Raw genomic sequence first — 23662 nt, 5'->3', positions numbered from 1 at the left:
CAGAAAACAACAGCTTAGTTTCTATAATAGCTGAATTAGGCCCTGAGTGAAAGCGAAAAACTAAAACAAGGAGACCCGGTTGGCCACGTACTGGTCAGATATACCAGCCGCCATTCAACTTCAGGATCTCCCCAGTCATATAATCAGCTTTGCCACTTATTAAAAAAACGACAAGATCGGCCACTTCTGCAGGTCTTCCAGGCACCATAAGCGGAATTTCTTCCATGACCATTTGTCTTTCATCTTCCGGTATGTCTTCATTCATCCTTGTTTCAATCCATCCAGGGGCTATTCCATTCACACGTATGCCTCCGTATGCAGCTTCTTTCGCGTAAGCTTTCACAAATGCATGCTGGGCACCTTTGACGCTTGAGTACATCACTTCACCGGCAGCTCCTGTGTTGCCCCATATCGAGCCGATAAAGACTATATATGAACTTGTATAGGAACGTAAAGCAGCAGAAAGTAATCCAATCAGACGGACTGGATTTTGAACATGCACCCTCCATAATGACTCCATCTCTTCTTCCGTTGTTTCAGACAACAGTTTCATCATCGATTGCCCATTCGCTACAATAACGGCCCGCACGTCAGTCAACTGGGCAGCTAGACGTTCAGCTGCTCCTAGCTGACTAAAATCCGATTGGACACAGTCAAAATGACCTGTTGGGTAGTTTTCAGTGAGTTCCGTTTGCATCTTAATAACCACTTCGTCCCCACTGTTGTAATGCATGTACAGAGACCATCCTTCTGATGCTAACTTTCTACAGATGGCTTCACCAATTCCACCAGAAGCGCCGAGCACAAGGGCACGGCGATCTGAACTCACTTGGATTGCTCCGAAGGAAGGATTGTCATGATCGTTTGACCCTCTTCGTAATAAAGATCCTCAAACGCAGCTTTCAACTGATCTGTTGTTAACCCTTCCAATACAGGGACAACGTCGAACAGATTCATCTCATTGAAGTTGTAATGCGTGAACTGGTTCGCAATATATTCGGGGGAATTCAAAGCCCTCATAAATAGCCCGATCCGCTTTTTCCGGATTCTCTCAAGCTGATCTTCCGTGATGGACCAGCTATTTTTCGCATCGTCAAGAACACTTAATATCAGTTTTTCAAGTTCCTTCGGCTTTTCAGTATCAGACCCTATAGCTGCAAAACCGAATCCGCTTTCCAGATTGAATTCATAAGAGAACGTTTCGTCGATCAAGCCCTCATTGTAGGCTTTCGTATAGAACTCGGAAGATCTGCCAAACAAGATATCCAGGGTCACATCAGATGCCAATTCCCGGATGAGCATTTCTTTCCCGGACATAGTCGTATTCCGGCACTTTGTTCCTACCATTAACTTCGGTTTCGACACGTCCATATAGAGTTCACTTCGTTTTTTGGCAGCATGGTCCGGCTCATCCGGGTAACTGCGCACTACTGGTTCCGGCGCTTCGAATGCTTTCTCCTGCTGATCCTTCTCCACAAACTGCAGCATTCTTTCAGGATCAACGTTCCCTACCGCAAAGAACACCATGTTGGACGGATGGTAAAATGTTTCATAACACTCATACAGATGCTCCGCTGTGATGTCTTGAATCGTTTCCACCGTTCCAGCAATGTCAATACGGACTGGATGATTTTCGAACAAGTTTTCAATAGTTCCAAAGTATTGGCGCCAATCTGCCTGGTCATCATACATCGTAATCTCTTGGGCGATGATCCCTTTTTCTTTTTCAACCGTTTTTTCTGTAAAATACGGTTGTTGAACAAAGTCGAGTAATGTTTTGGTATTCTCATACAACTCGGATGTCGAGGAAAACAAATACGATGTCCTTGTGAAGGAAGTGAATGCATTCGCTGCAGCCGCGTTTTCACTGAACTGTTGGAATACGTCTCCATCTTCTTTCTCAAACATTTTATGCTCCAGGAAGTGTGCAATCCCGTCAGGCACCGTTACAAGCTCATTTCCGCCCCGAGGGATGAACGACCGATCCACTGAACCATACTTTGTTGTAAACGTAACATATGTCTTTGAGAACCCTTCTTTTGGGAGGACATATACGTCCAGTCCATTATCAAGTTTTTGGTGATAAAGTGTTTCTTGTAGTTGGTCAAAATGGATTTTATTCATGGTCCATTGCCTCCCTTCCGGAAAGAAGATACGTGATTTCTTTCGTCAATAACGTGGCCATCTGTCGGATATCCTCTTTCGTCACACGCTTCCATTCCTCAATGAGTTTCTCTGCTGAAAAGTTTTCGTCCAATAATTTATACTGGTCGTAAATTTCGATTTGTCCCTTAGCAGAATCAAATGAACTGCGGATACTGTTCGATAATAGAGCGAGGGTTTGACGAATTTCCAAATCAGAAATATCACCATTCCGCAGCGCTTCTATCTGTTGATCGATAAGTGCAGCTGTCTTTTCTTCTTGTTCAGCATCTATTCCAGACATGACATAAAGCAATCCATAATGGGACGCATAGGAGCTGGAGCAATAATAAGCGAGACTTTCTTTTTCCCGCACATTAATAAACAGCTTACTATGCGCAAATCCTCCTAATACACCGTTCATCATTTGCATTTTCGGGTAATCAGGATGTTTGAAACCGACTGGTGTACTGAATGCCATGTTCAGTTTACCTTGCTTCATGTCTTGTTTTTCACGAACATGCTTAGCAGCTGATGCGACCTCATGCGTCTGCGGTTGTATGACCGGGCCAGACTTCCGCAATCCGCTTGAAAAAGGGAATAATGTTAGCGCGCGATCTTTGAGCTGATCGGTATCGACATCTCCGAGAATATAAATATCGATTGTATCCTCGTCCATCATCCGATCGTACGTCGTTTTCAGGGACTCTTTAGTTACGGCTGAGACCGCTTTTTCTGTTCCGGAAGCGGATAGTGATGCCGACTCTCCTGCTCGGATCAGTTCAAGCATCCGCTTATTTGCAAATCGGGTTTTGTCATTATAGACGGAGCCTATCCGATCAATAACCGTTTGTTTTTCCCTTTCTACAATGGCTCCGTCAAAAGTGCCATCTATCAAATTCGGGTTAAATAGGCTTTCTGTAACTAGGGTCAGAAGTTGCTCGAAAACAGGTACATCGGGATTACGCAAATACTCTTCGTTAACGCTCTCCGCATAAATTGTAAAGATATGCTCGTTCCCTCTTTTACCTGTGTCAGTATAATACACAGCGCCATATAATTCTTCCAACGCTTGCCGCAGCTTGGTACGGGTTGGATACTGTGCAGATGAATCCTCCAGCACATTGGCCAGTACCGTACGCGCCGCTGCATTTTCTTCCGTCAAAGGAGCTGTGAATTTAATAGCAACACTTACGGTTTTAAATTGCGCAGTCTGACGTGTATACAAATTCACGCCAGATTGAAGTTCGGTTTTATCGAACATGTAAAAAACACCTCAATCTATAGGATAAGTATATGGTGATATTCTCACGCAAATCACGTGTTCAGGTAGTATGCTTCTTTCCAACTTCACTATACATTTCCAAACGTTCTCATACAAGTGAAGGGATTCATGAAAAAAACTGCCCGAAGGGTCCTTGGCCGGACAATTCGGGCAGTTTATGATTATCGGGATCCTTTGATGTATGGATCTCCGAGAGCTTTTGGTCCGTTCGCTTTTCCGATAAACCCTGCAAGCGCAATAATCGTAAGTGCATAAGGCAAAATATACAAAAATACAGAAGGGACATTTTGCATAAATGGTATTCCAGAAGAACTGATTGCAAGCGCTTGAGCGAAACCGAAGAACAACGCTGCTCCCATTGCTCCAATTGGATGCCACTTCCCGAAGATCATTGCAGCTAATGCCATGAAGCCTTGACCATTGATCGTTGCATGACCAAAGTCATTTGTCATAGTTTGTGCATAAACAGCGCCACCCATACCAGCGAGACCTCCGGAAATGATAACCGCAATATAACGAATGCGTTTGACTTTAATCCCCATCGTATCTGCTGCCATCGGATGTTCCCCTACAGAACGCAAGCGTAAGCCGAACGGCGTCTTAAAGATGATAAACCAAGCTAGAATAGCAACTGCAACGGCTAAAATAGAAGATCCATAAACTGACTTGAAGAACATCGGTCCAATTACTGGAATGTCTTGTAGAAAAGGAATATTGAACCGCGGAATCTTTTTCTGAATAAAGTCAGTCTGTCCTTTTCCATAGATCATTTTCACTGAAAACAAAGCAATTGCAATACCAAGTAAGTTAATCGCTACACCCGAGACGACCTGGTCGGCACGGAAGGAAATCGATGCGACTGCATGCATGAGAGAGAAAATTGCCGATACGAGCATTGCAGCTAAAATCGAAACCCATGGCGTCCATGCTCCGAAAGTATCTACATAAAACAGGTTGAAGACAATCCCTACGAATGCCCCCATCACCATTAGTCCTTCCAGACCGATGTTGATAACACCTGATCGTTCAGAGAACACACCGCCAATAGCGGTGAAAATTAGAGGCGCAGCGTAAGCAATCGATATTGGAACGATGAAATAGAGTATATCGAGAAAGCCACCCATCTTACTTCGCCTCCTTTTTCTTGCCCATTCGTTGTAATCCAACGCGGATGATATAACCAGATGCTACAAAGAAGATGATCAGCGCGATCACAATTGAAACAATTTCAATCGGAATATCTGCAGCATTCGGCATATTGTTTGCTCCATATTTAAGCGAACCAAACAAACTTGCTCCGAAAACTACACCGAGTGGAGTATTCGCACCTAACAAGGCCACTGCAATTCCGTCAAATCCGATTCCTGTAAAACCAGCCCTTGTCGACATGTTGCCGAATGTTCCAAGTGCCTCCATAGCGCCGCCCAGACCAGCGAACGCTCCTGAAATGACCATTGCCATCACTATGTTTCTCTTAACACTCATGCCCGCATATTGCGCAGCATTTTCATTGAAGCCTACTGATTTCAACTCATATCCCAGCTTCATTCTTTCCAGGATGAACCACATGATGAATACCATGAAGAGTGCTACAAAGATACCGTAGTGAAGCGTTGAAAAGTCCGTTAGCTCAGATAGGAAATCCGATCGGAGTGATGCTGTATCCTGGATTTTATCCGTTTTGAATCCGCCTTTAGCCACGACCTTAATAAGCGCATTGACAAGATGCAATGCAATATAGTTCATCATAATCGTGACGATTACTTCGTGGACCTTCAATGTCGCTTTCAGTATACCTGGAATCAGGCCCCAAAGAGCTCCTGCCGCTGCTGCCGCTAACAATGCAAGTGGCAAGTGGATGATCTTCGGCAATTCAAAAGCCATCCCAACGTATGCCGCTGCGAACCAACCTACGATTAGCTGACCTTCCACTCCGATATTGAATAGACCCGTCCGGAAAGCAAACGCAACCGCTAGTCCAGCAAGGATATATGGACTGATTTGACGAATGGTTTCCCCAATCGCATAGGAATCACCAAAAATACCGTTCCAAAGCGCACTATAACCAGCGACTGGATCGTAGCCGCTTACAAGCATGACAACCGCTCCGACTAGTAATCCGAGGATGATTGAAATTACAGGTACGAGCACATTAATTAATCGATTAGACATGGTTGTCATCACCTTCTTTCAATACAGCACCGTCTTTGCCTTCGACAATTTCACTTTTGTTGTGACCTGCCATGAAGAGCCCAAGTTCTTGTTCACTCGTTTCAGCAGGGATTACAGTGTCAACAATCGCTCCATCATAAATAACGGCAATCTGGTCAGATACATTCATTATTTCATCAAGCTCGAAAGAAATTAAAAGAACCGCTTTCCCTTGATCACGTTGTTCAATCAAACGTCTGTGAATAAATTCGATCGCCCCGACGTCAAGCCCCCGGGTAGGCAGTGCCGCAATCAATAGATCAGGGTTTCGGTCCACTTCGCGACCGATGATCAACTTTTGCTGATTTCCTCCGGAAAGAGCACGAGCAAGCTCATGTTCACCTTGCGTCCGCACATCAAAATCCGAAATGAGTTTGTTCGCATGCTTTGTTACTTCCTTGTAATTCATAAGCCCATTCGAAGAATACGGTTTTTGATAATAAGACTGCAATGCCGCATTGTATCCAACACTGAAATCTAAGACAAGTCCGTGTTTATGACGGTCTTGTGGTATATGACCTAATCCATTTTCAGTAATCTGTCTAGGGTTCTTATTGGTCACATCTTTACCGCCCATAATGATTTTGCCGGATTTCACTTTCCGTAGTCCTGTAATCGCTTCTATCAGTTCGGACTGACCATTACCGTCAATTCCAGCTAGACCGACGATTTCACCTCGACGCACAGAAAGATTCAAATTTTTCACTTTTTCAATACCGCGATAATCTGTCACTACCAAGTTTTCAATGTTCAATAATTCTTCTGCGGGATGGGAAGGTCCTTTTTCCGTTTTAAACGTCACTTGGCGTCCTACCATGAGCGTAGCAAGTTCTTCAGGATTCGATTCAGCAGTTGTTACCGTCCCGATCCCTTCCCCTTTACGGATAACCGTTACGCGATCTGAAACCGACATGATCTCTTGCAATTTGTGTGTAATGAGAATAATTGACTTTCCTTCTTCGATTAATTTATGCATAATTCTGATTAATTCGTCTATTTCCTGTGGTGTTAAGGATGCTGTCGGCTCATCAAATATAAGGATCTCCGCTCCCCGATAAAGTGTTTTAAGAATTTCAACGCGCTGTTGCATTCCGACCGATATGTCTTCAATCTTCGCATAGGGGTCAACATCCAGCCCGTACAGCTTTGAAATTTCCGCTACTTTCTTCGATGAGTCTTTGATGTTGAGCATGCCCATCTTAGTAGGCTCACTGCCAAGGATAATATTTTCCGTAACCGTTAAATTCTCAACAAGCATAAAGTGTTGGTGAACCATACCGATTCCCAAATCGTTTGCTACGTTAGGATCTGTGATGTCGACTTTTTTGCCATTGACTCTAATCTCTCCGCCATCTGGCTGATATAGACCGAATAATACGTTCATCAATGTAGACTTACCTGCGCCATTCTCGCCGAGGAGCGCATGAATCTCACCTTTTTCCAACTGAAGCGTAATATTGTTATTCGCATAGAAAGTACCGAATTTCTTTTTAATATTCAGCATCTCGATGACGTATTCCACTGATCTCACTTCCTTGCTTATAGTTTCTACTAGTTTAGGTTGTTAAATTATCACAATAAAAGATTCCGTAAAGAATCCTTTAGTCTGGCAATTTAGGAAATTCCGTTTTTGACTATGTATACAAAAAACAACGAAGGCCGGTTTGAACCGGCCCTCATTATTCTCATTGAGAGTCCTCTTACTTTTCACCTGGAACTTCGACTTTACCTTCGGAAATGTCTTTGCTGTACTTCTCAATTTCAGCAAGTACATCTTCAGGAATCGCGCCGCGTGAATCCGCAAGTGCTACACCTTCATCTTGCAAACCGTAAACTTTTGTTTCGCCGCCTGGGAATTTACCTTCCTTAGCAAGCTTCGCAATATCGTTTACTGCATTGTCTACACGCTTCAACATTGAAGTCAATGTAACGTTATCGTCCCCAACCTGACCTTCATCGTACTGGTCAGAGTCAACTCCGATTACCCATACATAAGCATCTTTGTCCGCTGATTTACGTTCCTTGGCTTCACTGAATACACCATTACCACTACCACCAGCTGCGTGGAAGATAATATCTACGCCTGATGAATACATACGGTTTGCAGCTGCTTTACCAAGTTCCGCTTTATCAAATGCGCCTGTGTACTGAACGTCTACTTTGATGTCAGGATTCACTGCTTTGACACCTTCAAGGAAGCCGACTTCAAAACGTTCGATTACCGGGATTTCCATACCACCAACAAAACCGATTTTATCGGATTTAGTCATTAGAGCTGCAGCAACACCTGCAAGGTAAGCCCCTTCTTGCTCTTTAAAGAGAACACTTGCTACGTTTGGCTGTTCAACAACACCATCGATGATTGCGAACTCAGTATCTTTTTGTTGCTGTGCAATTGTATCAATTGCATCTTCCATGAGGAATCCAACTCCAAAGATCAAGTTGAAATCACGACGAGCGAGTGCATTCAGATTTGTTGTATAATCTGCATCACTTTGTGATTGCAAGTAGTCAAATCCTCCGTTGCCTTTTTTCAAGCTGTTTTCCGAACCGAAATCCTGAATCCCTTTCCAAGCGGATTGGTTGAACGATTTGTCATCAATGCCCCCGACATCCGTTACCATCCCAAGAGAGAATTCAGATGCGTTGCCTCCGTCAGAAGATGAACCTTTGTCATTCCCCTTGCTATCTTCTTTGTCTGAACCACAAGCGCCTAAAACTGTACCTGCAGCAAGTACAAGGGACAGTGCAAGACCAAATCTGCGTTTACTCATTTTGTGACCTCCCCATTTATATGTTGGTATGATTATGGCGAAAATCGCCTTATACCCGTTTACGGACTACATGGAAGCTGAATTTGTCAGCTCGGAAATAGTTCTTTGAAAGCAAGACCATTTCACCAGTTTCCGTGTAGTGCTTTTGAAGTAACACAAGCAGCGGGACGTCTACACCACACCTAAGTATGGAAGATGCTTCATGATCGTACCCTACTGGTTCAATATGCGCAATCGCTTGGGTTATATAGATATCCCCATTTTTCTCAAGCGCATCAAAAATAGAATTCCTCATAAGAGCTGTCGCTTCCGTTTGAAGGTTCTTCTCGTTCACTTGGTCTACACAATAAACGACGGGTTCCCCGTCAGCTGTTCGAACTCTCTTAATCGTAACAATGGAGTCCTCTTTGGCACAATCGAACTTTTCAATGCTGTCTTCGGTTGCTAGTGCGTTGGAAACTTCAAGAAATATCGTCCCCGGTTCCATACCGGCATCCCGTATCATGGAGGAAACACTAGATAGCTCTTCGATGCCCGAAGTGAACAATGGACGCGCTTTCAAAAATGTCCCTACACCGTGTTTACGGACAATTACTTTCTCTTCTTCCAATACGCGGAGTGCCTCCCGCAATGTTGCACGGCTCACACCTAACGTCCTGGCCAGTTCAAACTCCGAAGGGAATTTTTCATTTTCTTTAAATACGCCGGCTTCAATGTCCTGCTTTATATGCTCGATGACTTGGACATATAAATGTCTTTGATCTGCCTTAATCATCAATCTATCTCCCTCCGGCCGAGGTCAGACCTCTGATGTTTAACATCGTTCTATTCACCCATACTATAACATTTAACAAAGAGAAAATAAACATCGTTTCAAAAAAATATTTTCAAAGCTTGCTTATTGTTCTAAATCTGTCAAATTCCCGTGTTATATGTCTGAAGAATCTTTTCCTAGCAGGACTTGTCTCGGTTTGCTGCCTTCAGGCGGCCCTACGACTCCGCGCATTTCCATCTGATCTACAATGCGTGCTGCTCGTGAATACCCAACACGGAAACGTCTTTGTAATAAGGATACAGAAGCAGTTTGCATCTCCACTACTAATTGGACTGCATCATCATAAAGCTCATCGGTCTCATCGTCCTGATGTACATCTTCGATCTCTGTTGGAATCATCTCTTCCTGGTACTGTGCTTTCTGCTGTTGGATAACAAAGTCGACAACAGCTTCCACTTCACGATCTGACACAAAAGCCCCTTGGACGCGCGTTGGTTTGGAGGCGCCTGCTGGGAGAAAGAGCATGTCCCCTCTGCCTAGAAGTTTTTCCGCACCGCCACTATCCAGAATCGTCCGGGAATCGATAGCAGAAGAGACTGCGAATGCAATTCTGGATGGAATATTCGCCTTGATGATTCCAGTAATGACATCTACACTAGGCCGCTGTGTTGCGATTATCAAATGGATGCCAGCAGCCCTCGCCATTTGAGCAAGTCGGGTGATTGCATCTTCCACTTCATTGGAGGCAACCATCATCAAATCTGCGAGCTCGTCCACGATGACTACGATATACGGCATTCTCGGATGTTTTTCCTCATTTTCTTCATTCCACGTGTTGATGTGTGTATTATATCCTTCGATATTGCGTGTACCTGTATGCGAAAACAACTCATAACGCCTTTCCATTTCTGATACGACTTTCTTCAATGCCTGTGCCGCTTTCCTTGGATCCGTAACGACAGGTGCCAGTAAATGGGGGATTCCGTTGTAGACATTCAATTCGACCATCTTAGGGTCTATCATCATCATTTTCACTTCATGAGGTTTGGCTCTCATAATAATGCTGATGATGATTCCGTTTACGCAAACACTCTTACCACTGCCAGTGGCTCCTGCAATAAGCACGTGCGGCATCTTGTTCAGTTCAGAGAGCATGGCTTCTCCTGTAACATCTCGTCCTAATGCAATAAGCAGTTTCGAATCGGGACGGTTGTTTTCTTTCGCTTCCAATACTTCCCGTAAACTCACAACTGCAACCGAAGTATTAGGGACTTCAATTCCTACAGCTGATTTCCCTGGGATAGGTGCTTCGATCCTGATTCCACTTGCTGCCAATGCCAGCGCAATATCATCCGCCAAGCTGACAATCCTGCTCACTTTCACACCGGTATCCGGCAGTACTTCATATTTAGTTACAGCCGGTCCCAAGTGAACTTGAGTAACTCGTGCTTTCACACCGAAACTATGAAACGTACGTTCCAGTTTTTGAGCGTTTGCTTGGATTGCATTGTATTCTCCTGACTGATCATTTTCAGGGGGTTGTTTTAATAAGTTGAACGATGGTAATTGATACGATTCGTTTTCTTCTTCTCCAGATACACCTTGATAGGGATTTTTGGATACTTCAACAGGATCCGTTTCCTTCGTTTCGGTGCGATGTACAGGTTCCGGCTCTTTGACAGTCTGCAGTTCCATTTCATCATTCCGCTCATTGAATGCTGAAATAATCGGCTGAACATAGGGTTCATCTTCTTCAGGATCTGCAATCATAGGATGCGATACCGGGTCACTTTCTTGACCAGTTTCCTTCTGATGTTTGCTTGATCGTGTCGCACGAGCCGGTTTTGGTTTCTTTTCCGGTACTGCTTTAGGTGCAGTCCTTAAATTAATGCCTTTCAGCTTCTGTGTAACCGATGAAAATGCACGAGGGAACCACTCAGCAAGATAGGGCGCCAACGCTTTACCGGAAATAAGGATCAGCCCTGTCAACAATAACAAGATTCCTGCGACTGTTGCACCTGCTGAATCGAAGAGCGAATAGAACATCGCAAAAAGGACGGCTCCGGTCATGCCGCCACCAAGCGTACCGCTACGCGTACTGATCCCTTCATTTGAGATGAGTACTTTCCATGTTTCCTTGAGTGCGGAATCAGTCATGAGGACATGACTTGCAGATAGTTCTTTAAACAACAAGATATGACTGAATAAGAGCAGACTCGCAAGTATGCAAAGACTTCCTCCGACAATCCGGTTTTTCCAACCAAGTTCTCCGCGTTTCACCATGAACAGTAATGCCTGGACAATCAGTATGAATGGCAACGCTACATGCCAATTACCGAATAGGAATCTCCCGAATGAGCCGAGCCCTCTTCCTACAATCCCGAATTCAAAAATCATGATGACAGCAAGGGCAAGCATCGCGAGACCGATAACTTCAAATAAAAGCGGATTCAAGGGGGATTTCCCTTTTTTCTTACTGGATGCACGTTTCTTTTTCTTTTTTGAGACTTTCTTCGACATGCTGTACCTCCTTTTTGCGAAAAAAGGATTTCCTGCCTGACGGCAAGGAAATCCTTTAGTAGAATCTTTCGATCAATACTCCATAATAATCGGAATAATCATTGGTCGTCGTTTCGTTTGCTGATACAAATATGAGCTGAGCGTGTCTCGGATCTCTTGTTTAATGTTTGTCCATTCAAACGTTTCTTTATTCACATATTTTTCTACAATTTTGCGTATCAGATTGGATGCTTCTTCTAGCAACTCTTCTGATTCACGAACGTAGACGAATCCACGGGAGACGATTTCCGGGCCTGCCGCGATTTTCTTTTGCTTGCGGCTCAATGTAATGACGATTGTAAAGATACCGTCTTGAGATAGCAGTTTGCGATCCCGTAAGACGATATTTCCAACGTCCCCTACACCAATTCCGTCGATTAAAATGTTCCCTGCGGTTACACGGCCGCTCATTCGGATCTTACCATTCTTGTATTCAACGATATCGCCTTTGTCCGCAATGAAGATCTGGTTTTTGCGCATACCGATCTGTTGTGCCAGTTTTGAATGAGCAATCAACATTCTGTATTCTCCCGTTACCGGTATGAAGTTTTTAGGCTGCATCAGATTGAGCATCATTTTTAGATCTTCTTGACTCCCGTGTCCAGAAACATGGACATTCCGGGCTGATGTCAATACCGTCGCACCCGCTTTTGCCAATTCATTCATCATGGAATAGACAGAGACTTCAGATCCAGGTGAAGGCGTGACAGTGATCAGGACCGTGTCTGTATCTTTAATACGAATATCCCGATGATGTTTACGGACGATTTTTTCAAGTGCTTCCAGGGGCTCGCCTTGGTTGCCTGTCAGAATGATGACAACTTCGCTATCATCATAGTTCCCGATATCTTTCACTGAAACGACGATGTCTTCTCCCACATTCAAATACCCAAGTTTAACGCCGACTTCAAAATAGCTTTCCAAACTCTTCCCGACAACGGCCACTTTCTTTCCTGTCTCGGCCGCCTTATCTAGAACTTGCTGGATCCGCAGGAAATTCGAAGCATAGACCGCCACTAGAATTCTACCTTCAGCGCCGTAAAAAGTTTTTGATAGTTGGGTTTCGACGACAGTTTCCGACGTTGTATAACCAGGTCGTTCAGCCTCTGTTGAATCGGACATTAATATGAATACACCCTCTTCACCAAGTGCTGCCATTTTTCCAAGGTCAGGCTTGTAGGGCCCTTTTGCCGCCTGGTCGAATTTGAACTCACCTGTATGAACAATTGCTCCTTCACTCGTATGGAACACAATGCCGAGCGCATCCGGAATACTATGCGTCGTATTGAAAAACGTCACATATGTCTTTTTGAAATTCATACGACTCTTCGTAGATACTTCGAAGAACTTCACATTAGAAGGAGCAGGCATCACTTTCAAATGCTCTTTCGCAAGTGCAAGGGTCAGTTTTGAACCATAGACTGGAGCTTGTACTTTTTGAAGTAAATACGCAATGGCTCCAATTGCATCTTCATGACCGTGTGTTAAGAAAATCCCTTTGACGCGATCTTTGTTTTCTTCTAGGTATGTCATATCCGGAATCACGAAATCGATCCCCAGCATTTCTTCCTCTGGGAACATCAGGCCCGCATCGACAACAAATAATTCATCGTCGATTTCTACCACATACATCGATTTCCCTAATTCTCCCACTCCGCCAAGCGGAATGACTTTTATTACTTCGTTTTTGACTTTAGTCACATTGTTTCCTCCTATATAAAATTCCCGCGCTAAACGACTAGTTCTCATTATACTTGACAGAGCACTTCTGCACAAACAAAAAAAGCCGGCTGTCTCGCCGGCTATTCCTTTTTCGATCCGAAATGTCGTTTAAATGTTTGCATCGTAAGGTCCAAATAAGAATCTTCCCCTGAAATCCCTACAAGCGGAAGTCGTACATCACCGACCGGAAGACCGGCCTTTCTCAAGAAATACTTGATGGGGACTGGATTAGGTTTTGAGAATACAGCTTGAAAAAGCGGCATGAGAGTTTGATGGTGTGTTGCAGCAGAGGCTGTATTTCCATTTTGAAAATCGGAGATCATGCGCTGCATTTCAAGTCCCGCAATATGCGAGGATACAGAAACGACTCCCGCACCACCAATTGCCAACAGTGGCAGCGTTAGCGCATCATCACCACTGTAAACGTTGAATGTATCGTTTGTACCTTCAATAATTGCAGCCATTTGTGCCAAATCTCCACTCGCTTCTTTCACTGCTTCAATATTCGTTATTTTTGATAATCGAATCACTGTGTCTGCAGACATATTCACCCCAGACCTCCCCGGGATGTTGTACAACAAGATCGGCAGTGATGTGTTTTCAGCAATCCGTCTGAAATGTTCATACATGCCTTGTTGATCGGGCTTATTATAATAAGGGACAACCAACATTGCACCATCCGCACCAAGCTGTTCTGCCCGTTTAGTTGCTCGTATGGAAGCTTGGGTATCATTACTTCCTGTACCGGCAATGACAGGAATTCGTCCATCCACTATCGAAATTGCATGAGTTAGCAATTGCTCTTTTTCTTCGTCCGACAAAGTAGGTGATTCTCCAGTCGTTCCATTGACAATGAGCGAATTTGTTCCGTTATCGATTAAGTGATTTATCAGAAGTGCTGTCACTTCGTAGTCAATCTTACCATCTTCGTTGAACGGTGTGACCATCGCTGTACCAATCGAACCTAACTCCACTCGCACCATTCCTTTACAGTGATCTAGTTGTTTTGTGCTTCGCGGTTCTTCAGGAGCTGTTCTGCGATTTGAACAGAATTCAGCGCTGCGCCTTTCAGCAAGTTATCCGCGACAATCCACAAGTGAAAGCCTCTAGGATGATCTGGATCTTTCCGGATACGTCCCACATAGACATCGTCCTTGTTTTCAGCAAAAAGCGGCATTGGATACGTTTGTGTTGCAGGATTATCTTGGACGACTACGCCTGGCGCTTTTGCAATCGCCCTACTGAATTCCTCAGCAGTAATCCCTTCTTTATCAATCTCCACATAAACCGATTCCGAATGTCCTGTGACGACTGGCAATCTGACGCACGTTGCAGAAACGGCGATGGACGGATCATTGAAGATTTTTTTTGTTTCTTTGATCATTTTCCATTCTTCTTTCGTATACCCCATGTCGTCAAATGAATCGATTTGAGGGATCGCGTTGAACGCTATTGGATAGTGGCGTTCAGCGCCCGCACTCGGCAGCTGGGATGCTGCATTTTCCGCTCTGTTGTCAAATTGCCCACTCTGGGATTTCAACTCTAAGATGGCGTCCGCACCTGCACCAGAAACCGCTTGATAAGTAGATACGAGAATTTTCTTAATGCCGAATGCTTCTTTTATAGGATTAAGTGCAACGACCATCTGGATCGTTGAACAGTTCGGATTTGCGATCAGACCGCTGTGGGTATTCAGTGCTTTGGGATTGACTTCAGGAACTACGAGTGGAACCCCTGCATCCATTCTGAACGCACTGGTATTATCAATCACAATCGCTCCACGACGCGTGGCTTCACTTGCAAGTTGCTCTGAAATAGCCCCACCCGCACTGAAAAAAGCAAAATCGACGCCATTGAATGACTCTGGTTTCGCTTCTTCGATTGTGAATAATCTTCCACCCGCTTGAATAACTGTTCCTGCTGACCGTGAAGAAGCTAACAACTTTACTGTCCGAAACGGAAACGCCCGCTCAATGAGTTTGTCAAGAATTTTGGCACCCACTGCACCTGTCGCACCAACAATCGCAATCGTATAAGTCTGCATGATGATTCTCCTTCTTTAACACGATGCCCTTTGAAATAAGAACACCGATAATTCGTATTGCAGGAATTATACCATAACAATGAATAGTCGGGAGCTTTATTTCTTTGAAGAATGAACGATCAAAAGAGGCTGTAGTTGTTCCTTGTCAATTGCAGCAGCTGCCGCTTCAACAATCAATGAAAAGTCGCTAATGAGGGAGTTCGGTTTTTTGTAGGGGTCATCTTGCCCAAATGGGATGAAGAATACATTTTTCATGTTCAGTAGTTTGACTAGGTTTGAGGCATTCAGTCCTAATGCATCATTCGTCGAGATTCCTAATAGGACAGGTGAATGATTGCGTAATGTAGCTTTCGCAGCCATTAGAACAGGGGAATCGGTGGCCGCATTCGCAAAACGGCTCATCGAATTTCCTGTAAGTGGAGCGATGATCATGCAGTCGACGGGAGTGGACGGCCCAAAAGGTTCGGCGCCCGCAATCGATGAGATCACTTTTTCTCCGGTTGCCTGTTCAATCCTTTGGATCCATTCTTCTCCCGTTCCGAAACGGGTAGCTGCTGTAAGGACAGAGTGAGTAATGACAGGTACAACAGTCGCACCCGCATCTTGGAGCTTGGTAATCATGGGTAATAATTCTTCGTACGTACAATGGGACGCTGTAATCCCAAGACCGATACGTTTGTTTTCAAGCATTTTTTTACTCCTTTCCTCTGCACATCCTCAAAAGTGTATCTGCCAGATAGCTTGCCGCTCTTTGTGGGAAGTGTTTTCCCGGCAGTCCGAGGTGTAACGTATAGTATGCAGAGGTCATGCCGGGCTTTAGGCACCCAGGCTTAGACGCCAAATCAAACACACGCAGAGGATCGCCTTCCTGTAACTCAAGCCATTGCACTGGAATGGTGTTGACCAGATACCCGGGTTTGAATTCCACATCGTGCGATAGGTTCTCCACTTCAAACCCCAAAGCTTCCGCTTCTCCAAGTTGAGCTTCTGATCGTGCAAAAATCGTCAGTTGGGCTCCTGCTGCCGCCAGGACATGCGCAAGCATTCTTCCTACCCTTCCAAAACCAGCGATTTGGAAATGCGTGTTTGCAATCGGGGCTTTCGTGTCCAGGTAAAAGTCTTTTACGAAACCTTCGGCGGTGAGTCGGGCATTATTCCATACAAACCGTTCATCCTTCAAATAGCTGGAAACAAAAAGACCTGCAGATTTCAATTCGGTTTCCTGGATGTCAGAAATAATTCCTGTAAAAAACACAGTTCCTACCGGCAATCGCTGGGTGTCGAGTATTCCCTTCAACCCTTGTATCGGCAATACGATATGAGTAGGATGAATTTCGGCAATCTTGTCGGTAAGCTCATTTGTCACTTCATCCTTTAAGTGGACAGTTACATCCAACCCTTTTGCTTTGAACAGTCGTGCAGTCTCTTCTATCCGTCGATCGGACCCTATTAACAGCCAACGCGCTTCACTCATCGAATTCCGCTCCATCGAGGAAGTGAGTGCGTCCGAACAAAATACGATGTTCTCCGATCAATACAATTTCGCTCCATGGAATATATTGCTTTGACGCTTCTTTCTTTTGAAGAAACGGTATTTTACTCGTTCGGTCTCGAATTTCAAATCCAATGATTGTACCGCTCGACCGATCGAATAGCAGATCCGTATCCGCTAAAAATCCATAACGGATTCCTTCTTCCACTTGAATCAGCTCTTTTTGAGCGAGTTCAGATAATAACACATGCATTCCTCCTAGTCTCTTTACCATCAGTCTATGATTGAACATGTGAAAAGCTGACAATCCGCCTGATTAGTCTTGTTTTGGAGATAGTATGGAAATTGCAGGCGTATTTCCTAACAAGGTATTTGCCATAGTTGCTACGTCTTCGGTTGTAACCGCTTCGATGCGAGCTATGATTTCTTCCTCCGTGCGGTGTTCACCATGGATCAACTCGTTGTTACCATTGCGATGCATTCTTGCTTCAGTAGTCTCCAAGCCGATTAAGTAGCTGCCTCGCATTTGTTCTTTCGCATTCTGGAGTTCTTCTGCAGTGACTCCATGCTCGATGATTTCTTTAATCACTGATTGGACCGTTTCAAATAACAGTTTTTCATTTTCCGGCGAAGCTGCACAACCAATGACAAATGCTCCTTCTTGAGCATGAGATGCGTAATAAGAGTAGACTGAGTACGCCAGCCCTTTTTCCTCCCTCACTTCTTGAAACAGCCGTGATGACATCGTACCTCCGAGAATACTATCGAGCAGTGCTAAGCTATATATGTCAGGGTGCTTCAGAGGAAGTCCTGGATAGCCCAAGAATAGATGAGACTGCTCAATATCTTTTTCTTTTCGTCCTTCCCCATTTATAAATCGGGCTGTTCCTACTGATTGACGTGTCTCTTTTTGAACCGGTTTGCTGAAATTCCCAAATATTTTCCCGATCTCTTGTAAAAGCGAGTCATTAAACTTTCCTGCAACAGAGACAACAATCCGCTCAGGTGTATAATAATAATCCATGAAAGTGACAAGTTTCTGTCTCGTGAAAGATTGGACACGTTCAGGTGTCCCGCCGATCGGTTTCCCAATTGCGTGGTCTGGATACATAAGAGCCCATAATCGTTCGTCTGCATCTTCTTCCGGCGAATCCTCAACAGATGCAAGTTCATCGATAATGACGGACTTTTCTTTGGTCATTTCCTGTTCATCCAATTTGGAATTCAATAACATGTCTGCTAATATGCGTGCTGCGTCTTCAGCTCTGTCTTCTAAAACAGTTGCGTAGAAACAAGTTGCTTCTTTTGTAGTAAATGCATTGATGTCTCCGCCAAAACGATCGAATTGTTGTGCGATTTCTTTTGCGGTTAGTGATGCTGTACCTTTAAAAAGCATATGCTCTATGAAATGCGCGATGCCTTCCTCATGAGTCAACTCGTCAGCAGACCCTACTTTAACCCATATGCCAAGCGATACAGAACGAGCATGTGAAATAGGTTCACTGACGACTCTTACGCCATTGTCCAGTGTTTGAATGGTAATCATTATGTTGCCTCCCTTTTTGTACGTAAACAAAAAAGCCCCGCTCTCACAACTGTGGGAGGGAGGCTTTTGCGATTTGAATTACTCGCCTTGTTGTTCCGCTTTTTCTTTTTCTTCTTTGATGACAATTTTACGGGATAAGTTAACGCGGCCTTGGTTGTCGATTTCAATGACTTTGACGAACAATTCGTCACCCAGTTTCATTACGTCTTCCACTGCCTTTGTACGTTCTTCCTGAATTTCGGAAATGTGGAGTAATCCGTCTTTGCCTGGGAATAACTCAAGGAATGCACCGAACTTTTCGATACGTTTCACTTTAGCCATGTAATATTCTCCGACTTTCGCTTCACGGACGATGTTTTCAATCATCTTCTTCGCTTTGTCGTTCATTTCGGAATCCGGAGACGAAATGTAAATCGTACCATCTTGTTCAGTATCGATTTTCACGCCGGTTTCTTCAATGATTTTGTTGATGACTTTTCCGCCTGGTCCGATAACATCGCGGATTTTGTCTGGATTGATGTGAATCATAATAATCTTAGGTGCATATTTTGAAAGTTCTTGTGAAGGCTGGGCAATTGTTTCGAGCATATGGCCAAGAATCTTCATACGACCGATTTTCGCCTGAGTCAACGCTTCCTCCAAAATTTGACGTGAAAGACCGTCGATTTTAATATCCATTTGAAGTGCAGTGATACCTTCGGATGTACCGGCTACTTTAAAGTCCATATCCCCTAAGTGGTCTTCCATACCTTGGATATCAGAAAGCACCGAATAGTTGTCTCCTTTTTTCACGAGTCCCATTGCAATTCCTGCAACCGGAGCTTTGATTGGAACACCAGCATTCATCATTGCCATTGTCGATGCACAAATCGAAGCTTGTGATGAAGACCCATTGGATTCTAGTACTTCAGCTACAAGACGGATCGTGTAAGGGAAGTCTTTTTCATCTGGAATAATTGTAGACAATGCGCGTTCACCCAGCGCACCGTGACCAATTTCACGGCGTCCTGGAGCACGTATAGGACCTGTCTCTCCAACACTGAAGTTCGGGAAGTTATAATGATGCATGAACCGTTTCGTCTCTTCCAGTCCAAGGCCATCGATAATTTGCACTTCACCGAGCGCTCCTAATGTACACACACTAAGCGCTTGCGTTTGCCCGCGTGTAAAAAGACCTGAACCGTGAGCTCTAGGAAGAATTCCTGTTTCTGATGAAAGTGGACGGATTTCTTCAAGTCCCCGACCATCCGGACGGATTTTTTCGTCTGTGATAAGACGACGCACTTCGTCTTTCACAAGCTTCTCCAAAACATTGCGGACTTGTTTCATCGTCGCATCGTCCGCTTCGCTCTCTTCGTAACGTGAAATCACTTCGTTCTTCACAGCAGTGATCGCTTCTTCACGCGCATGCTTTTCTTCAGTCTGTATTGCTTGGACTAAATCGCTGTTACAGCTTTCTTTGATCGTAGCAACAAGGTCCTGATCGAGTTCGAACAATTCGATTTCCATCTTGTCTTTACCGACTTCAGCGATGATCTTTTCTTGGAAAGCAATGAGCTTTTTAATTTCTTCGTGACCAAAAATGATTGCTTCCAGCATAATATCTTCAGACACTTCTTTCGCGCCTGCTTCTACCATATTAATCGCGTCTTTCGTACCAGCGACTACCAAATCGAGATCGCTTGCTTCAAGTTGTTCCTGTGTCGGATTCACGATGAAATCTCCATTGACTCGTCCGATTTGAACGCCGGCAATCGGCCCGTCAAATGGAATGTCCGAAATAGAGATCGCAAGTGATGATCCTAACATTGCCGCCATTTCCGAAGAACAGTTTTGGTCCACGGACATGACGAGAGAAATGACTTGCAAGTCGTTACGGAATCCATCCGGAAATAGCGGACGAATTGGTCGGTCAATTAGACGGCTCGTCAAAATCGCTTTTTCAGAAGGGCGCCCTTCACGTTTGATAAATCCTCCAGGAATTTTACCAACAGCATAGAGACGTTCTTCGTAGTTCACTGTAAGAGGAAAGAAATCTAATGCTTTCGGCTTTTTAGATGCTGTCGCAGTAGAGAGTACTGTCGTTTCTCCGTACCGTACGAGAACAGCCCCGTTTGCCTGCTTAGCGAGTTGCCCTGTTTCGATAGTGAGCTCTCTGCCAGCCCAATCCATAGTAAACTTTTTGTGTTCTGTCATGATTGATCTCCTCTCGATTTACATCCTTTGAATACGTAGTATGTATTACGTAATAGTGTATCAAATTAAGCAATGGTTTGCGAAATATTTCATTAAGTGATGGGATATAGGGTTTGCAACAGTTGTATCGGCATACGTTTGCATAGAAAAAAGCGGGCAAAGCCCGCTTTTTCGGTTGTCAATATTAACGGCGTAGGCCGAGTTTAGCGATAAGATCACGGTAACGTGCAACTTCTGTTTCACGTAAGAATCTTAAAAGACGACGACGTGTACCGACCATCTTATAAAGACCGCGGCGTGAGTGGTTATCCTTCTTGTGTGTACGTAAGTGCTCGTTCAAGTTGTTGATCTCTTCAGTAAGGATAGCGATCTGAACATCTGCAGACCCTGTGTCGTTTTCATGAGTTTTGAATTCGTTGATCAATTCATGTTTACGCTCTTGTGTTATAGCCATCCTAGTCACCTCCCATTCTTTAATATCCCCAAGTCCCAAGCATACGTTGGTGAATCGCTATGCCAAGGAAAGGTTTGTGTACACTGTACACTCCCCTATCATAGCATGCACGACTAATGACTGCAACCTTCAGTCTTTTTTAGAAAGAATGTTTTTTGCAGTTTCTTTATCTTGGGCGATCTGATTGACCAGGTTGTCGATTGAATCGAATTTTTGTTCAGTTCTGATATGATCGATCCAGTCAACAAATACCTGTTTACCATATAAGTCCTCATCGAAATCGAAGACATTCACTTCAATCGTTTTACGTGCCTCATCCGGATGATCAAAAGTTGGCTTGACACCTATATTACAAACTCCATCATATCTATTCCCATCTACTGTGAACCGTACTGCATAGACTCCATTTTGCGGCACTATGACCTCATCACTCGGAATAATATTTGCAGTTGGAAAACCAAGCTGTCTTCCACGTTTGTCTCCATCGACTACTGTACCGATAGATCGAAAAGGTCTGCCAAGCAATGATGCCGTTTTTGCAACATTCCCCTCCGCCAGTAACTTACGAATACGTGTGGACGAAATTTTCTCACCACCCTCGGCAACTTTTTCAACGCTTGTCGTGCCAAACACCCCATTTGATAACGAAGTCATCTGTTCCATATTCCCTTTACCTTTAGCACCAAAAGTGAAGTCAAATCCAGCTGTCACATGACGGACATTCAATTCTTTCAATACTTGTACAACAAATTCTTCAGGAGTCAAATTGGCTAAGTTTTGATCGAACGTCACGATAAATAACGTATCGATTCCCATGCTTTTCAAGATTCTCTGTTTTTCTTCCAGAGGAGTGATGTAACCGATCTTTCCATTTTCATTGGAAAACAGATGCGATGGATGAGGATTGAACGTCATGACCGCTGGTACAAGACCCAGTTTTTTTGAAGTGTCTACCGCTCGTTGAATGACTGTCTGATGACCTTTATGCAATCCATCGAAAAAACCGACAGCCAATGAGAATTCTTTGTCTGCAATATGCGGAATCCCCTGATCAACTTGCAATTCAATTGTTTCCAATATATTCACCCTCCTCTCCTCTGTTCGCAAGGAACATTTTCACAGGTTTCATTAGTCCTGACTTTTCTGGATGTGGTGCATACAGAGCAATGACCCTGCCGCGTTCAACAAATACTGCTTGGTCCTCTGTCTCGAATATCGGATGAAGGGGCAGGACTTGACCGTTTAAAATTTTTGTCAACAACTCTTCATCATCATCCAAATGCACCTCAACGATGTCATGCAGAGCCGTTTCCAATGGTCTCAAAAACGATTCCAGGACACCTGAATCCTGCATAGCGCGAACTTCTTCAAGTGTACGACAGTCACGTTGCCGAAACGACCCCGAGGCTGTCCTGACTAAGTGAGACATATGGGCTGGGTACCCAAGACGCTCTCCAATTTGAACCGCAAGTGTCCGTATATAGGTGCCTTTTCCACAACTCACTCTGATCGTGAACCGAGGTTCGATTCCCTGAAACAGCGCATCTTCACTGATCAAATCGATTTCGTGAATGGCGACCTTACGTTCTGGCCGTTCAACTTCAATTCCTTTTCTTGCATACTCGTAAAGCTTTCTGCCATTCACTTTAACTGCAGAATACATAGGGGGAATTTGTGTAATATGGCCGGTTAAAGAACTTAGAGCTTGCAATACTTGTTCACGGGTGATGACCTTCTCTGATAAATCACTTTCAACAATGGAGCCATCTGCGTCTTCAGTTTCAGTCGCTGTTCCGATGGATACTTCAGCAATGTATTCTTTGCCCGAATCTGTAATGTATGTCGCGACTTTAGTAGCTGAACCTATACAAATCGGAAGAACTCCTTCTACATTCGGGTCGAGAGTTCCGGTATGACCCACTTTTTTTGTGTGAAGGATTTTACGTAATTTGAATACACAATCGTGTGATGTCATCCCTTTTTCTTTCCACAGCGGCAGAATTCCGTCCATTTCAGCGCCTCCTTTAGAATGTTGATCCAAGAGCTATGTAAAATGAAAAAGGGATCGGAAATCCAATTGGATACCGATCCCATTTGTTTAATTGCCCGACTCGTCTTCCTTCACATCGCGAAGAAGTGATTCGATTCGGTTGCCGTATGCGACGGATTCATCAAACGCGAAATCGATTTCTGGTGTTTTTCTCAAACGGATCCTTTTTCCGATTTCAGAGCGGATGAATCCTTTTGCTTTCTTAAGCCCTTCTAATGACGCTTCTTTCTCGGAGTCTTTTCCGAGAACAGAAATATAGATTGTCGCTTGTTGAAGATCACCCGTTACTTCCACATCGGTCACTGTGACGAAACCAATGCGAGGATCTTTCAAACGTTGACCTATAATGTCACCGAGTTCTTTTTTCATTTGTTCTGCGACTCGATTTACACGCATTGACATGGAGTTTCAC

The 23662-nt window shown here is 44.2% G+C and carries 21 protein-coding genes; all 21 read right to left on the bottom strand.

From position 1 onward, the window contains the following. Positions 1-94: 94 nt before the first annotated feature. Entirely contained in the window at positions 95-829 is a 735-nt protein-coding gene (gene ymfI, locus ABE021_RS07225; RefSeq protein ID WP_430287772.1) for an elongation factor P 5-aminopentanone reductase, read from the bottom strand. Beyond that, on the bottom strand, positions 826-2124 hold the full coding sequence (yfmH, locus tag ABE021_RS07220; RefSeq protein ID WP_430287771.1) for an EF-P 5-aminopentanol modification-associated protein YfmH: 1299 nt from the start codon (positions 2122-2124) through the stop codon (positions 826-828). Before yfmH ends, ymfI begins: the two co-directional genes overlap by 4 nt. Then, on the bottom strand, positions 2117-3406 hold the full coding sequence (gene yfmF, locus ABE021_RS07215) for an EF-P 5-aminopentanol modification-associated protein YfmF (protein WP_430287770.1): 1290 nt from the start codon (positions 3404-3406) through the stop codon (positions 2117-2119). Before yfmF ends, yfmH begins: the two co-directional genes overlap by 8 nt. Positions 3407-3588: 182 nt before the next feature. After that, positions 3589-4551 (bottom strand): ABC transporter permease, encoded by a 963-nt coding sequence (locus tag ABE021_RS07210; RefSeq protein WP_430287769.1) that lies wholly within the window; start codon positions 4549-4551, stop codon positions 3589-3591. A 1-nt stretch (position 4552) separates the two neighbouring features. Further along, positions 4553-5599: an ABC transporter permease gene (locus ABE021_RS07205; RefSeq protein WP_430287768.1), complete on the bottom strand. Its 1047-nt coding sequence runs from the start codon at positions 5597-5599 to the stop codon at positions 4553-4555. Continuing rightward, a complete protein-coding gene (locus ABE021_RS07200; protein WP_430287767.1) occupies positions 5592-7160 on the bottom strand; it encodes an ABC transporter ATP-binding protein in 1569 nt (522 codons plus the stop codon). The genes ABE021_RS07205 and ABE021_RS07200 overlap by 8 nt, the downstream gene beginning before the upstream one ends. Before the next feature lie 178 nt (positions 7161-7338). After that, positions 7339-8412, bottom strand: a complete 1074-nt coding sequence (locus tag ABE021_RS07195) for a BMP family lipoprotein (protein ID WP_430287766.1) — start codon at positions 8410-8412, stop codon at positions 7339-7341. Between the two features lie 49 nt (positions 8413-8461). Beyond that, positions 8462-9190, bottom strand: a complete 729-nt coding sequence (locus tag ABE021_RS07190) for a GntR family transcriptional regulator (RefSeq protein ID WP_430287765.1) — start codon at positions 9188-9190, stop codon at positions 8462-8464. 150 nt (positions 9191-9340) lie between these two features. Further along, positions 9341-11707: a DNA translocase FtsK gene (locus ABE021_RS07185; protein WP_430287762.1), complete on the bottom strand. Its 2367-nt coding sequence runs from the start codon at positions 11705-11707 to the stop codon at positions 9341-9343. Between the two features lie 72 nt (positions 11708-11779). After that, entirely contained in the window at positions 11780-13447 is a 1668-nt protein-coding gene (locus ABE021_RS07180) for a ribonuclease J (RefSeq protein ID WP_430287760.1), read from the bottom strand. A 101-nt stretch (positions 13448-13548) separates the two neighbouring features. Continuing rightward, a complete protein-coding gene (gene dapA, locus ABE021_RS07175) occupies positions 13549-14451 on the bottom strand; it encodes a 4-hydroxy-tetrahydrodipicolinate synthase (RefSeq protein ID WP_430287759.1) in 903 nt (300 codons plus the stop codon). A 14-nt stretch (positions 14452-14465) separates the two neighbouring features. After that, positions 14466-15512: an aspartate-semialdehyde dehydrogenase gene (locus ABE021_RS07170; protein ID WP_430287758.1), complete on the bottom strand. Its 1047-nt coding sequence runs from the start codon at positions 15510-15512 to the stop codon at positions 14466-14468. Positions 15513-15608: 96 nt separating this feature from the next. Then, positions 15609-16202 carry a dipicolinate synthase subunit B gene (locus tag ABE021_RS07165; protein WP_430287756.1) on the bottom strand — a complete coding sequence of 198 codons (594 nt, stop codon included), beginning with the start codon at positions 16200-16202 and terminating at the stop codon, positions 15609-15611. Positions 16203-16206: 4 nt separating this feature from the next. After that, on the bottom strand, positions 16207-16986 hold the full coding sequence (locus tag ABE021_RS07160; protein WP_430287755.1) for a hypothetical protein: 780 nt from the start codon (positions 16984-16986) through the stop codon (positions 16207-16209). Beyond that, positions 16979-17257 carry a YlmC/YmxH family sporulation protein gene (locus tag ABE021_RS07155; RefSeq protein ID WP_371257560.1) on the bottom strand — a complete coding sequence of 93 codons (279 nt, stop codon included), beginning with the start codon at positions 17255-17257 and terminating at the stop codon, positions 16979-16981. The genes ABE021_RS07160 and ABE021_RS07155 overlap by 8 nt, the downstream gene beginning before the upstream one ends. Before the next feature lie 63 nt (positions 17258-17320). Further along, positions 17321-18550 (bottom strand): M16 family metallopeptidase, encoded by a 1230-nt coding sequence (locus ABE021_RS07150; RefSeq protein ID WP_430287752.1) that lies wholly within the window; start codon positions 18548-18550, stop codon positions 17321-17323. A 78-nt stretch (positions 18551-18628) separates the two neighbouring features. Then, a complete protein-coding gene (gene pnp / locus ABE021_RS07145) occupies positions 18629-20746 on the bottom strand; it encodes a polyribonucleotide nucleotidyltransferase (RefSeq protein ID WP_430287750.1) in 2118 nt (705 codons plus the stop codon). A gap of 184 nt (positions 20747-20930) precedes the next feature. Beyond that, entirely contained in the window at positions 20931-21200 is a 270-nt protein-coding gene (rpsO, locus tag ABE021_RS07140) for a 30S ribosomal protein S15 (protein ID WP_430287749.1), read from the bottom strand. A 129-nt stretch (positions 21201-21329) separates the two neighbouring features. After that, positions 21330-22286 carry a bifunctional riboflavin kinase/FAD synthetase gene (locus ABE021_RS07135; protein ID WP_430287747.1) on the bottom strand — a complete coding sequence of 319 codons (957 nt, stop codon included), beginning with the start codon at positions 22284-22286 and terminating at the stop codon, positions 21330-21332. Next, on the bottom strand, positions 22264-23211 hold the full coding sequence (truB, locus tag ABE021_RS07130) for a tRNA pseudouridine(55) synthase TruB (protein ID WP_430287745.1): 948 nt from the start codon (positions 23209-23211) through the stop codon (positions 22264-22266). Before truB ends, ABE021_RS07135 begins: the two co-directional genes overlap by 23 nt. 87 nt (positions 23212-23298) lie before the next feature. Continuing rightward, positions 23299-23652: a 30S ribosome-binding factor RbfA gene (gene rbfA, locus ABE021_RS07125; RefSeq protein ID WP_191688209.1), complete on the bottom strand. Its 354-nt coding sequence runs from the start codon at positions 23650-23652 to the stop codon at positions 23299-23301. Positions 23653-23662 lie beyond the last annotated feature (10 nt).

The sequence above is a fragment of the Sporosarcina gallistercoris genome (assembly GCF_050459885.1).
Classification (GTDB): domain Bacteria; phylum Bacillota; class Bacilli; order Bacillales_A; family Planococcaceae; genus Sporosarcina; species Sporosarcina gallistercoris_A.
This window is presented reverse-complemented; position numbering and strand designations above follow the sequence as displayed.

Coding starts and splice junctions, on each gene's coding strand:
- truB (WP_430287745.1), bottom strand. CDS start 23,211: ATGGACGGAATTCTGCCGCTGTGGAAAGAAAAAGGGATGACATCACAC.
- ABE021_RS07185 (WP_430287762.1), bottom strand. CDS start 11,707: ATGTCGAAGAAAGTCTCAAAAAAGAAAAAGAAACGTGCATCCAGTAAG.
- dapA (WP_430287759.1), bottom strand. CDS start 14,451: ATGGTGCGAGTGGAGTTAGGTTCGATTGGTACAGCGATGGTCACACCG.
- ABE021_RS07150 (WP_430287752.1), bottom strand. CDS start 18,550: ATGATTACCATTCAAACACTGGACAATGGCGTAAGAGTCGTCAGTGAA.
- ABE021_RS07210 (WP_430287769.1), bottom strand. CDS start 4,551: ATGGGTGGCTTTCTCGATATACTCTATTTCATCGTTCCAATATCGATT.
- rpsO (WP_430287749.1), bottom strand. CDS start 21,200: ATGGCTATAACACAAGAGCGTAAACATGAATTGATCAACGAATTCAAA.
- ABE021_RS07155 (WP_371257560.1), bottom strand. CDS start 17,257: ATGCATGTGTTATTATCTGAACTCGCTCAAAAAGAGCTGATTCAAGTG.
- ABE021_RS07170 (WP_430287758.1), bottom strand. CDS start 15,512: ATGCAGACTTATACGATTGCGATTGTTGGTGCGACAGGTGCAGTGGGT.
- ABE021_RS07165 (WP_430287756.1), bottom strand. CDS start 16,202: ATGCTTGAAAACAAACGTATCGGTCTTGGGATTACAGCGTCCCATTGT.
- rbfA (WP_191688209.1), bottom strand. CDS start 23,652: ATGTCAATGCGTGTAAATCGAGTCGCAGAACAAATGAAAAAAGAACTC.
- ABE021_RS07160 (WP_430287755.1), bottom strand. CDS start 16,986: ATGAGTGAAGCGCGTTGGCTGTTAATAGGGTCCGATCGACGGATAGAA.
- yfmF (WP_430287770.1), bottom strand. CDS start 3,406: ATGTTCGATAAAACCGAACTTCAATCTGGCGTGAATTTGTATACACGT.
- ABE021_RS07195 (WP_430287766.1), bottom strand. CDS start 8,412: ATGAGTAAACGCAGATTTGGTCTTGCACTGTCCCTTGTACTTGCTGCA.
- pnp (WP_430287750.1), bottom strand. CDS start 20,746: ATGACAGAACACAAAAAGTTTACTATGGATTGGGCTGGCAGAGAGCTC.
- ABE021_RS07205 (WP_430287768.1), bottom strand. CDS start 5,599: ATGTCTAATCGATTAATTAATGTGCTCGTACCTGTAATTTCAATCATC.
- yfmH (WP_430287771.1), bottom strand. CDS start 2,124: ATGAATAAAATCCATTTTGACCAACTACAAGAAACACTTTATCACCAA.